At 54.1% G+C, this 11682-nt stretch carries 14 protein-coding genes and 1 tRNA gene; 10 read left to right on the top strand and 5 right to left on the bottom strand.

What is annotated here, in order from left to right; translation table 11 throughout:
* Together RNAN_RS17535 and RNAN_RS17530 are read right to left on the bottom strand one after the other, a co-directional pair.
* Positions 1–607 (bottom strand): MFS transporter (locus RNAN_RS17535; RefSeq protein ID WP_148275784.1); only part of this gene is annotated, 607 nt, incomplete at its 3' end.
* On the bottom strand, positions 604–1944 hold the full coding sequence (locus tag RNAN_RS17530; protein ID WP_008224280.1) for a lysine N(6)-hydroxylase/L-ornithine N(5)-oxygenase family protein: 1341 nt from the start codon (positions 1942–1944) through the stop codon (positions 604–606). The genes RNAN_RS17535 and RNAN_RS17530, both read right to left, overlap by 4 nt.
* Before the next feature lie 179 nt (positions 1945–2123).
* On the opposite strand from RNAN_RS17530, the gene RNAN_RS17525 reads away from it, so the two are divergent.
* The 7 genes from RNAN_RS17525 (at position 2124) to RNAN_RS17495 (ending at position 7897) form a co-directional block, all read left to right on the top strand.
* A complete protein-coding gene (locus RNAN_RS17525; protein ID WP_008224279.1) occupies positions 2124–4244 on the top strand; it encodes a TonB-dependent siderophore receptor in 2121 nt (706 codons plus the stop codon).
* Between the two features lie 3 nt (positions 4245–4247).
* Positions 4248–5099, top strand: a complete 852-nt coding sequence (locus tag RNAN_RS17520; protein ID WP_008224275.1) for a siderophore ferric iron reductase — start codon at positions 4248–4250, stop codon at positions 5097–5099.
* 164 nt (positions 5100–5263) lie between these two features.
* Positions 5264–5587, top strand: a complete 324-nt coding sequence (locus RNAN_RS17515; protein WP_008224274.1) for a DUF883 C-terminal domain-containing protein — start codon at positions 5264–5266, stop codon at positions 5585–5587.
* 8 nt (positions 5588–5595) lie between these two features.
* Positions 5596–6135, top strand: a complete 540-nt coding sequence (locus tag RNAN_RS17510) for a hypothetical protein (protein WP_008224273.1) — start codon at positions 5596–5598, stop codon at positions 6133–6135.
* Complete coding sequence (locus RNAN_RS17505; RefSeq protein WP_008224271.1) at positions 6113–6364, top strand: hypothetical protein; 252 nt, start codon at positions 6113–6115, stop codon at positions 6362–6364. Before RNAN_RS17510 ends, RNAN_RS17505 begins: the two co-directional genes overlap by 23 nt.
* Positions 6365–6605: 241 nt before the next feature.
* A complete protein-coding gene (locus RNAN_RS17500) occupies positions 6606–6953 on the top strand; it encodes a PadR family transcriptional regulator (protein ID WP_008224268.1) in 348 nt (115 codons plus the stop codon).
* Complete coding sequence (locus RNAN_RS17495; protein ID WP_008224266.1) at positions 6953–7897, top strand: HAAS signaling domain-containing protein; 945 nt, start codon at positions 6953–6955, stop codon at positions 7895–7897. The genes RNAN_RS17500 and RNAN_RS17495 overlap by 1 nt, the downstream gene beginning before the upstream one ends.
* 20 nt (positions 7898–7917) lie before the next feature.
* Here RNAN_RS17495 and RNAN_RS17490 read toward each other — a convergent pair whose 3' ends face one another.
* A complete protein-coding gene (locus RNAN_RS17490; RefSeq protein ID WP_008224264.1) occupies positions 7918–9027 on the bottom strand; it encodes an RNA polymerase sigma factor in 1110 nt (369 codons plus the stop codon).
* 5 nt (positions 9028–9032) lie between these two features.
* The gene (locus RNAN_RS17485) at positions 9033–9944 is read right to left on the bottom strand and encodes an alpha/beta fold hydrolase (protein WP_008224261.1); all 912 of its coding nucleotides are present in this window, start codon (positions 9942–9944) and stop codon (positions 9033–9035) included.
* A gap of 212 nt (positions 9945–10156) precedes the next feature.
* On the opposite strand from RNAN_RS17485, the gene RNAN_RS17480 reads away from it, so the two are divergent.
* Together RNAN_RS17480 and RNAN_RS17475 are read left to right on the top strand one after the other, a co-directional pair.
* Positions 10157–10369, top strand: a complete 213-nt coding sequence (locus RNAN_RS17480) for a hypothetical protein (protein WP_008224260.1) — start codon at positions 10157–10159, stop codon at positions 10367–10369.
* Positions 10362–10649: a type II toxin-antitoxin system RelE/ParE family toxin gene (locus RNAN_RS17475; protein WP_008224259.1), complete on the top strand. Its 288-nt coding sequence runs from the start codon at positions 10362–10364 to the stop codon at positions 10647–10649. Before RNAN_RS17480 ends, RNAN_RS17475 begins: the two co-directional genes overlap by 8 nt.
* Positions 10650–10652: 3 nt before the next feature.
* On the opposite strand, the gene RNAN_RS17470 is transcribed toward RNAN_RS17475, so the two are convergent.
* Positions 10653–10726: transfer RNA gene (locus RNAN_RS17470), tRNA-Gly, on the bottom strand.
* Between the two features lie 114 nt (positions 10727–10840).
* Between RNAN_RS17470 and RNAN_RS17465 the strand changes: the two genes are divergently transcribed.
* Positions 10841–11680, top strand: coding sequence for a WYL domain-containing protein (locus RNAN_RS17465; RefSeq protein WP_008224258.1), 840 nt, complete (start codon positions 10841–10843; stop codon positions 11678–11680).
* The last annotated feature ends 2 nt before the right edge of the window (positions 11681–11682 follow it).

Below are 11682 nucleotides of genomic sequence, written 5' to 3'. Positions count from 1 at the left end.
TGGCCACAGGCCCGGCGCTGGCTTGGGCTGCCGGCGCCTGGGCCAGGGCTAAGCTGTGGCCGGCGTACTTCAGATAGCAGCAAATAGCCGTTTGCAGCAGATCGCCACAGGCCATCAGCACAAACACCTGTCTGGCTTCAAAATACTGCAACATCACACCGCCCAGCACAGCACCACCGATGGCACCAAAGTGGACAATCAGCGACAGCAGGCCAATGGTTTGCCCCTGTTTGCCCGGTGTTTCCAGCCGCATCACCAGCGGGTAAATCAGCAAATAACTGGCCTTGCAGACAAACATCAGCTGCGACACCAGCCAAAACGCGCTTAGGCTGTCAACCTGGTAACACAGCAGGCTAAAGAACGCGGCCGCCAGTTGGCTAACCAGCAGGATATCCAGCACCGAGCGTTTTTCTGCCAGCCTGGCCCAACACGGAAATGCCAGCAGCACCACCAGGCAAAATGCGGCAATATAACCGCCAACATAGGCCGGATCAGTAATGCCAAAGGCACTGGCGAAAAAGCCGGGGTAAAACGGCAGCAGCATGGTATCGCATACCACCGCAATCACCGTGATGCTGATCAGCAGGTATTTAACGTTCAGGTTCATGCCAGCACCCGTTGCGGCTTAAACGCCGGCTGAACTGGCGCGCTGCCAGCCGGCGCGGCAAACTGCTGAAAAGCAATGCGTGTTTCCAGCGGGTAAATCTCAGCGCCTGCCAGCTGATTAATAATAACGGCGTTGCGATAGCAGGCCATGCCCAGATCGGCAGCGACAAAGCCATGGCTGTGTAGCTCGGCATTTTGCACAAACACATCCTGATACTGGCTAATGCCATAGTGGCGGCTGACATCAAAACGGCCCTCGGCGTCGAACTTAAGCCGCTGCCGGATCGGTTGAAGATAGCCCGGTATTGGATAGTGAAAGCCGGTTGCCAACACCAGCGCCTGGGTGTTCAGGCTAAAACCCTGCTGCTGCTGTCGCTGGTTAAAGGTTAGCTGGATCAGGTCTGGCTGGCGGTTGTGAGCCGCAACGAGCTCGGCATTGGTCAGCAGGGTGACCGCCGCTTTGCCATCCAGGTTTTTGCGATAGAGCAAATCAAAAATGGCATTGATAAGCTCAGTATTAATGCCCTTATACAGCCCCTGTTGCTGGCTGAGTAAACGCTGTTTGCTGTTCGTCGCCAGCTGATAGAAATAATCAACATAGTCGGGCGACGTCATCTCCAGTGTCAGCTTGCTGTACTCCAGCGGGAAAAACCGTGGCGAGCGGGTTAACCAATTCAGCTGGTAGCCATAGTTGTCGCTGTCCTGCAGCAAGTCATAAAAAATTTCCGCCGCACTTTGGCCGCTGCCGATCAGGGTTATCGCATCACAGTGCTGCAGCTGACGCTTTTGTGGCAAATAATCGCTTGAATGCAACACCTGGCCGGTTAAGTGTTGGCAGCAGGCGGGCAGGTAGGGTTTGGGGCCTGTGCCCAGCACCAGTTTTTTCGCGTAGTACAGCCTGGGCCTGGTGGCACCATCCTCGCGCACTGTGGCCTGCACTTCATAACAGCACAACTGCGCATCATAGCGAATGGCGTCGACCTGCGTATTAAACTGCAGATTATCCAGCTGCTGGCTAACCCATTGGCAATATTGATTGTATTCCTTGCGTAGCAGGAAGAAATTTTCGCGGATATAAAAACGGTAAATGCGCCCCTGCTGCTTCAGGTAATTGAGAAAGCTGTAACGGCTTGTCGGATCGGCCAGCGTAACCAGATCGGCAAGAAAAGGCGTTTGCAGCTGAGCATCGGGCAGCATCATGCCCGGATGCCAGTCAAACCTGGCGTTGGCATCGACAAATAAACCATTCAGTTTAGGGATCGCTTGGCTAAGCGCGGCAAGCCCCAGGTTAAAAGGCCCAATACCGACGGCGATAAAATCATAAATAGGCTTAGGCATGACGGTGCTCCTTGGCGTTAGGGTCACAGGTTGTTGTGGTATCCGCCCTGACCGCACAGCGCAGGCCAGGGGGTGTTCATAGTCATGTTTAAAAATAGTTGCAAAAGCAAATGAGAATGGTTATTGTTTGCGTTAAATTAACTGATGTCAATAGCTTTGAAAAAAATAAGAGGAAATAAATGCAGCAGTATCAAATGCTTACATTGTGCGTGCTGATGCCGGCAACTATTTTGGCTGGTGGCGCTGCCGCGACACCAGACCTCCAGACGTTGCAAGACAATGCCAGCGACGACAACGCGATTGAAGTGATTAAGGTGTATGCAGACAGCTATCGCAGCACCGGCACTAAATCGCGCTTAACGCCGCTGCAAGCGCCGATGAGTTACCAGATTTATGACGCGGCGCTGCTGCAGTTACGTCAGGTCGATAGTGTCAATGAAGCCTTACGCTATGCGCCTGGTATCACCACCGAAAACCGCAGCACGGTAACTATTTTTGACCAGTATACGATTCGCGGTTTTGACAGCTACCGTAACTACTATGATGGTTTGCCATTACAATACAATGGCTTATGGAATTTAGCACCGCAAGTAGACGCCTACGCTACCGAAAGCGTTGAAGTGCTCAAGGGGCCAACGTCGGTACTGTATGGCTCGGCCCCGCCCGGCGGTATGGTGAATCAAACGGCCAAGCAACCGCAGGCGCAAACACAGCATCAGGCCCGTGCCCGGCTGGGGTCAGGCCAGTTGGCCGAAGTTGCCTTTGACAGCACCGGCGCGGTTACCGGGCAGGCAAATTACCGCCTGATTGGCCTGGCACGACAAAAAGACGGCCAGCAGCAAAGCACCCGGGAGCAGCGCTATGTTATAGCGCCGTCGCTTAGCTGGGCATTTAATGAGGCGACCAGTGTCAACCTGAATCTGTATTATCAAAACGACCCTGAAATGGTGCCCTCTACGCCGCTACCTGCCATGGGTACACTGTACCCGGCAAGCTATGGCTACCTGCCGGCCGATGCTTATGCCGGTGATAAAAACTGGGCCGGCTTTAAGCGCGAACTGACGATGCTGGGTTATAAGTTGCATCATCAGGTTAGCCCTGGCCTGAGCTTGTTGCAAAACCTGCGTTATACCCGGGCCGACGGCAAACAGCAAAACAGCTACAACCTGGGGCTGAGCGACGGTGACGCTATGTTGGCGCGCACGGCTTATTTTACCGATGAAGCCATCGACGGCTATGTGGTAGACAACCAGCTGGCATGGGCAACCAACGGCAATGCCTGGCGCAACCAGCTATTGCTCGGCGTGGAATACAATAGCCTGGACTCGCAGGTCCGTTATGGCGACACCTTGGGTGTAAATACGCCGGCGCTTAATCTGGCACAACCGGATTATAACTTAATGGATCCCGCGCAATTGCCGCTGGATACCTACAGCCAGCAAAACCAGATCGAACAGCGGCAACTAGGTGTCTACCTGCAAAATGAGTGGCAATTATCAGGCCTGCTGTTGTTGGCCGGCCTGCGTCATGACCGCTACGACAGCCGCGATGACGCTAATTTTGCCGGCGTTCTCAGCACGACGGATATTGACCAGCGCCATACCAGTGTCCGGCTGGCAGCGATGTACACCTTTGATTCTGGCTGGGCACCTTATATTAGCTACTCTGAGTCGTTTGAGCCGGTTTCCGGCACTGACTCGGTCACTGGCGAGGCGTTTAAACCGACCACCGCCGATCAAATTGAACTGGGGGTTAAATATAACGGCGACACCACACAGCTAACGCTGGCCGCTTTTGATTTGCGCAAACAGCAAGTGGTTGTTAATACGCCCGACTTTATGCAGAAAACGCAAACCGGTGAAGTGCAATCCAAAGGTGTAGAAATGACGCTGCAGCAGCAGGTGACGGCGGATGTGTCGCTTAACCTGAGCCTGACGCAGCTGGATGTGGCCGTAAGCCGTAACCCGCTAAACCCGGCGCTGGTCGCTAAAACGCCGGTGTGGGTAGCAGAGCAGCAAGCCGCTGCCTGGGCGCACTATTATGTCAGCGACAAGCTGGAACTCAGCACCGGCGTGCGTTATGTCGGCCCAAGCCAGCTGGACGAGCTGAACAGCGATCAGCTACCCGGTTATACCCTGTGGGATCTGGCACTGGCCTATCAGCTTAGCGACAACTATAAGCTGGGCCTGACCGCCAGCAATCTGGGCAACAAACGCTATGTCGGCGCCTGTTATGATCAGAACAATTGCTGGATGGGCGCCGAGCGCAGTGTTGAGTTAAACCTGTACGCGGGCTTTTAGTGGATGGCCGCTGGCAGTAAGAGTGGCCTTGAGAGTGGCCTTGAGAGTGGCCTTGATAGCTGTGTTGCTAACAGCGCGGCGCTGGCTGAGCTGTTGCAACTGGCGGCACATCTGCTGCCGGCCTTGCAGGGCCAGCTTGCGCAGCCAGCCCAGCCAGAGCGCTCAGAACGCACGGAACAATCCGCCATTATTCAGGGCAGCGACAATCGTCAGTCATTACTGGCGCTGTATCAGTACTGGCGTCAGCAGCACCCTGAAGCAACTCACGCCTATTGGTGGGTACGCAGCTGGAACATGCTGATATGGCAGCCGGTGTACCTGTCAGTTATCGGCGTGCATAGCGCCGGTATCGCCGTCAGCCTGGCCGGGTTTAGCCAGCACTGCCAGCAGGGCGTGGTGGCCGGCTTTACGCTGCAGCCGCAGCGAAGCGATAGCCAAGCGATCGCTGTGGCAATCCAGCGCAGTGCCGCCGGACTGGCCGCATTTTACCAGGACATGCTGGCGCAGTTGGCACAAGTGATAACGCTGCGGCCGGTGCTGGCGCGCCGTTTACTGGCCGATACCTTGCTATCGGCATTATTGCTGTGTTACCGCCAGGCCAGCTGGATGACACAACCGCAGCTGTTACATTGGCGCCAGCTTTGGCTGGACGCTTTAGGCATCGATAACGCCGCGCCGTTTTACATCGATACGCTCACGTGCCAACCGGCGTTTAAACGGCGCGCCTGCTGCATGCATTACCTGCGCGCCGATGGCGACTGCTGTGACAATTGCCCCAGGCGCGCTAATCAGCCCACCAAGTCCAGCGACACGGATATTATTTATCACCCTGTAAAGATTACTGATAGCAGGTAACTTCTACAGTAGCAACCGGTGAATTTGGCTGGAACTTTGCCAAAAATTATAGTTAACAGTTTGTTTTGTATTGGTTTTTTGTATCTGGCATAAGCCTTGCTGTCATCTCAATGCCTGGTGCAGCCAGTGGCTGCGCTTCACTACGTTAACCAAGGAGGCATACTATGGCCAGTTCAACCAGTGCAACCAATCAGGCAAACAGTAAAACCAATAGCGGCTTAAATTCGCCGGTAACCGCCAAAGCCAGCGAAGCGGCGCACCATGCGGTAGACGCCGTGGCGGCCAAAGCAGCAACGGCAGAAGACAGCCTGCGCAAAACGGCTGCCAGCTCGCAGGAGACGCTGGCGCACAAGCAGGAAGAAATTAAGCAGCAACTGCAAAGCTCGTACAGTAAAACCCGCGAGTTAGCCGCGCAAAACCCGCTGGCAACGGCCGGTATTGCCTTTGCTGCCGGTATGCTGGTAACAGCCTTACTGCGCCGGCGCTAGAGGTGGCTATGCAACGCCGTGAAATGGCGACAGCACCGCCACAGCGCCCCGGCTCTGATGCTGCCCCTTCAGTCGGGTCGCAGCCTGATAAGGCCCCGCCACTCAAAGCGCAGGCATTTGATCAGCTAACCCGGCTGGCGGCGCTGGGCTGGTCGGTAACTGAGCTTTATGCAGCGCAGCTTAAACTGGCCGGCAACACCGCACGGGCCGAATGGCAGCTAAGTGGCCGCAGCCTGGTGATTGCCGCTGCGCTGCTGGTGTGTTTTGGTGCCGGCGTTATCCTGCTGTGGGCCAGCACCTTAACGCTGCTGGGGGTGGTGCTATGGCAGTTATCCCAATCGCCGGCCGTGACAGCTGCAGTGCTGTTGCTACTGCAGGCTGCTTTACTCTGGTGGTGCTGGCGTAGCCTGAGTTATGTGTTGTCGCAGGTCGGTTTTACGCAAAGCTGGCGCCAACTGCGCCGGTTGTTTGGCCACAGTACCAAAGCCGACACCAGCAACAGCGCAACACAACAGGAGCAAGCCAATGCTGATAGCCACTCTGCTTAAGACAAAACAACAACAGGTTAAAGCCTTGGCGGAACAGAGCAGCGAGCAGCAGAAGCTGCTGGGCGCTTACCAGTTTCTACTCAAGCAAAACACGCTGCATTTTTTAAGTTCAGCACCCGGGCTGGCGCTGAGCTTCAGTGCCGGCGTGTTATTTCAGCTGCGTCATCACAGCCATGTTAAGACCTTACGCAGCCTGATACGCTGGCGCCGTCTCACCGGCCTCTGGTAACGCCGTTGTTATCCTGCCGCCCCGGGCACACCGCCGCCGGGGCCTTCGCTTATCGGCACTTCCTGTTCAGGGCTGATATTTAACCTGTTTAATATCATTACCTTATGTAATTTTATACATTTGTTTCTGTCGCTGACTTGCTTTTATACTGTGCGGCGCCTAGTATTGTGCTGTGCGTCACACAGTATGTGGTGCATAGTATGTGAAGCACAGTATAAAACCAGAAACAGGATAACCTAGCATGACCGCTGCACAACTAGACAAAATGCGCTTAGAGCTGCGCCGGGGCGTGCTGGTGCTGGCCGTACTGGCCTCGCTTAAGCAGCCACACTACGGCTATTCGCTGCGCCAGCAGTTGCAACAGGACGGTATCGACATTGACGAAGGCACCTTGTACCCGCTGGTACGGCGGCTGGCCGAGCAGGAGCTGTTAACCAGCGAGTGGCGCCAGGGCGAAGGGCGTGAACGGCGCTATTACCAGCTGTCTGAGCTGGGCGCGCAGTTGCTTGGCCAGTTAACGGATGAATGGCAACAGCTAAATAGTGCGCTTGGTAATTTATTAGGCACTGCATCACAGGAGAAACAGTAATGGAATTGGTACAACGTTATATCGCCGCCGTGCAGCGCGAATTGCCGGAAAACAAACGCGATGAAATAGGCCGCGAGCTGAACGCCAATATTATGGATCAGCTGGATGCACTGGCAGAACAGCCGGGCGGTTTAACCGATGCCGATATTGCCGCGCTGCTTAAGCAGATGGGCCACCCGCGTACGGTAGCACAGCAATTTGTGCCGCCACAGCCGCTGATAAGCCCGGGCTATATGCCGCTGTATAAAAACACCTTATTTATGGTGCTGGGCATTTTGTTTTTACTGCAGGTGGCAGATAGCACCTCAGCCTGGTTAAGCTCGGATATGAGCTTTTTACTGTATATCAAACATTTGTTAAACGGCTACAGCCAGGATGTGCTGTTGGCATTTACGGGCATAACGCTGGGGTTTTGGCTGATGTCGCGCAATAAGCCTGCAGCGAATAGCCAATGTGAGCAGCACTGGCAGCCAGAACAGCTACCCGCCGTGGGGCCGCACTGGCAGCATATTTCCCTGCAGGATATTTTTACCGATCTGGCGACTTATCTGTTTTTGCTGATTGTGATCTGGTACCCGCTGTGGTTTTCGGCGGAGCAATTGGCTAACAGCCGGTTTTTGTTTACCGACAACGCGTATCAATTACTACAATGGGCCAGTCCGCTGGTACTGCTGGGTATTGCCAACAGCCTGTGGCAACTACGGCAGCGTTTTTGGAGCCGTCACATGCTGCTAAGCAATGTGGTGTTAAATGCCGCTTTTGTTGTTGCCATACTGCTGCTGGCAGCAACCCAGCCGCTGCTAAAGTTGGAGCCGGAAGCTTGGCGTGGCGTATTGGACTTGCACCAATTGCAGCGTGCTGCGACCATCAGCCTGGTAATTATTGCCATGTTCCCGCTGTGGGAAGTGCTGCGCGATCTGTGGCGGTTGAAAAAACTGCACTAAACCCTTCAGCGCCGCTTGTGTTACAAGCGGCCGCTGTTTATCAAACCAACAATAAGGCCTGCAAAACCCGCGCCATAGCCCAGCAGCAGACCACAAATACACCAGAGCTTTTTTTTGCGATATGCGGCTTCGCCCTGTTGGGTTAACTGTGGCAGCATTAACTGCCAGCCACGATAGTTAAACCACAGTAAGCCGCCGATAAACAGCGTAAACGCACTAAGCGGCCCCCAGGCACCTTTAGTCAATTCATAACTGGCCGTGAGTAACAGCCCGCACGCCAGCACCCAGGCGATAGTGCGGTTACGCAGTGTAATCAGTTGCTGCTTCTCTGCCGCGCTGCCTGCCCGTTTTATTGGCTGGCGCATACCGGCGATAACCCCGACAACGCCGGCTAACGCACCCAGCATAGCGCCGCCCAGCAGCATGGCCAGTTTGCCAATGCCGCTACTTTGGCTGGCGCTGGCCGTGACAGTGGCTGCGGCCAGCGGCGGGCTTACAACGGTTAGCGCACTGCAAATGGCAGTGGTTAAACCCAGGCCTGGCGCTGTGGTTAAGATCAGCCTGCCGTATTTGGCCAGCAGCTGCTCTTTTAACCGCTCGCGTACCCGCTGCAGTTTTTTACGTACATTGGCTTCGGTTAAGCCCAGTAGCTCAGCGACCTGCTGGCTGTTTTGTTCTTCGCGGTAAAATAGCAGCACGATCTCTCGGCTATCTTCAGGCAGCTGGCTAATAAAATTAGCCATGATCTGGTTTTGCTGGGCTTGTTCCAGCTCGCTGGCCATATCGCTGTCGCTGGCAAAATCGGCCAGCAAGGTTTCGGCTTCATCGGCGCTTACCCTTGTCGCTATTTTGTTATCGCGCAGGTAATTAAAGGCGCGGTAGCGGGTAATCTGGCGCACCCAGGGCAAAAAACTGGCCGGGTTTTGCAACGTATTCAGCTGCTGCCAAATATGAATAAACACCTGCTGGGTAATATCTTCGCTGGCGTCGAGATCTTTTACTATCGCCAGCGCAATGCTGCTGACACTGCGCTGACAGCGCGCCACCAGGCGGCCAAAAGCGCTGATATCACCTTGTTGGGCGGCGCTGACATCGGGCAGCAACTGTTGTTCGGTCAGGCTAATAGTCATGGCGGTTAATCCTTTAACGCGGTGGCAATTTTGGCCGTTAACCAGTCGGGCTGGTCCAGCATAATAAAATGCCGTGCCTGCGGGTGAAACTCAAGTGTGGCATGCGCAATACCGGCCAGTTGTTGCTGGTACAGCTGCTGTGCTTGCGCGCGCTCGGCATCGCTGCTCAGGGCGCCAGTGGCACCTAACAGCAGCACTTTGCTTGTTATCGCACTGACAGCTGCTCGCAGATCGGTGGTGAGCAGTTCATACAATGCCTGGCCGGTAGCTTTCGGGTCTGATGCTGTGGCCATGCTTAACACCAGTTGCTGATGGGCGTCGCTGCTGGCCTGCATAAACAAGCCCTGCGCCGTCATCGCGGTTAGCTGCTCTGTGCTCATTTGCTGGTACTGCTGGCGTAAAAATGCTGCCTGCCCCTGCATCATCTGAGCCGTAGTGTCGTTGCTGCGGCTAAATACCGGCGCCAAATAGGGCAGACCATCCACTGCGATAATAGTACCAATGCTATCCGGTGCGCTGCTGGCGAGGTTAAAGGCCATAAAAGCGCCCAAACTGTGGCCCACTATTGCCGGGCGCTGCAGCTGGTGCTGGGCAATATACTGCAGTAGCTCTTGCTTAACCTTTGGCAATAAGTCGCCTTCAATGGCCGGTTTGCCGGCAAAACCGGCGATACTGATTAAATGCAGCTGATAGTCGCTGGCTAACGCCTCAGCGGTCGGGCGCCAGACGCGGGCGTCAGACATTAACCCCGGGATCATCAGTACCGGTTTGCCTGTGCCAATTACCTCAACGCTAAAGCTTTCGGCGGCTTTGCTGCTAAAGTTAGCCGCCAGCATGCCGCCGACAATCGTTAGCGAGATGGCAAAGTGAGCCCAAAAGCCGGGCTTGTTTTTGCTGTTCTGTGTTGTGCTGTGCATAAAAGCTCCTTGATAATTAACACTGTTCATTACCAAGTACCGCCAGCAAAAACGGCTGTGACAAAAAAACTGAAAAATATTTTCGTGCGGGCAAAACTGGAGCGGGTGGCGGGAATCGAACCCGTGTCTAAAGCTTGGGAAATGGCGTCGGGTAGTTGAGCTACACTCAGTTACACAGTATGCTGACCTGGCAGAATATGGGGAGTAGGCAGATGCTAAATATCCAAATAGACAACCCGGCACTGGAAGCGGATTTAAAACAAACCTTTGGCGATAACCCGCAGTCTGTCGCACGTGCTTTTGCCGAATTTGTACAGGCAAAACGCATTACTGACGATATTAACGTGTCTGTCACTCAGCTAGAGCAAGGGCAAGGGCTGGATATCGCTGAGGTGTTTAGTAGTATCCGTGCCAGGTATGAATAAACGTCGAATTGTTTTCTCGCCCAGAGCCAGCGAAAGGCTGGCGCAGATTGCAACTTTCCTGTCAGAGCAGGGCTTATCAAACGCCTTTATTATCAATTATCTGCAGCAGTTTGAGCGTTGGCTTAACCAAGTGCTGATAGAGTTTCCCGATTCGGGTATCCCTATGCCTGAATTCGGCGCGGAAATACGAAAAGTCTGCTACAAAAAATACAGTTTTGTTTATCGGGTAACGGCATCACAAATTGAAATTCTAACCGTTTACCGGGAAAACTTACCGTAAAACTGGAGCGGGTGGCGGGAATCGAACCCGTGTCTAAAGCTTGGGAAGCTTTCGTTCTACCATTGAACTACACCCGCGGTGGGTCATCACAGTAATGTAATGCGGCTTTAGCCGTCAACCGGATAAAAATACTTTTTTCTTTGTACCTATTACGCTAAGGTAACTGCCAAGCCAAACTTCAAGGAGATGAAGTGCTCAGCATTAACCAGGACAAACGTTTATGGTTTATCGAACTGATAGCCTGGTGGGAAGGGCGTATCAGTAGCAGCCATCTTATCCGTCAGTTTGGTATCAGTCGCACTCAGGCACAAAACGATATAACCCACTATCAGAGCTTGCTACCGGATAACCTGCAGTACCATGCCAGCCATAAAGGTTTTTTACCACAACAGGGGTTTGTACAGGCCTATATTTGTGGCGACGTAGTGGAATACCTGAACTGGATTAGCCACCAGGATGCTATTGCAGACATCAGCACCGCCTTGCCTTACACCACGTTGGCGTTACCCAAACGCCAGGTTAGTGCCGACATTATCCGGGTGTTGGTTAGCGCCATTCGCCAGCAGCGCCGGGTAGAGGTTGATTATGTATCGGTATCAAACCCTGACCGTCAGGGCCGCATTATCGTGCCGCACCATTTTGTCAGTACCGGCCTGCGCTGGCACCTGCGCGCCTTTTGCGAAAAATCACAGCAATACCGTGATTTTGTCTTAAGCCGCTTTCGCGGCGTGCCGGATCTGCTCAATAAAACCAGCATCAGCGCCGCGCAAGACAGCGGCTGGCATACGCAACTTAGCCTGATTTTTACACCCGACCCACGCTTAAGCCCTGCCCAGCAAGACGTGCTGGCCCACGACTACCAAATGCAACACGGCCAGCTAACACTGCAAACCCGCGCCTGTCTGGCACAATATTTACTACAGGAAATGCAGGTAAATATCCGCGATATCAACATCAGCCCCGAAGCCCAGCAGCTAGTGCTTAGCAACGTAGATGCGGTAAAACCCTGGTTATTTGAAGAGAAATCATAAGT

It is taken from the genome of Rheinheimera nanhaiensis E407-8, from assembly GCF_000296695.1.
Classification (GTDB): domain Bacteria; phylum Pseudomonadota; class Gammaproteobacteria; order Enterobacterales; family Alteromonadaceae; genus Alishewanella; species Alishewanella nanhaiensis.
This window is presented reverse-complemented; position numbering and strand designations above follow the sequence as displayed.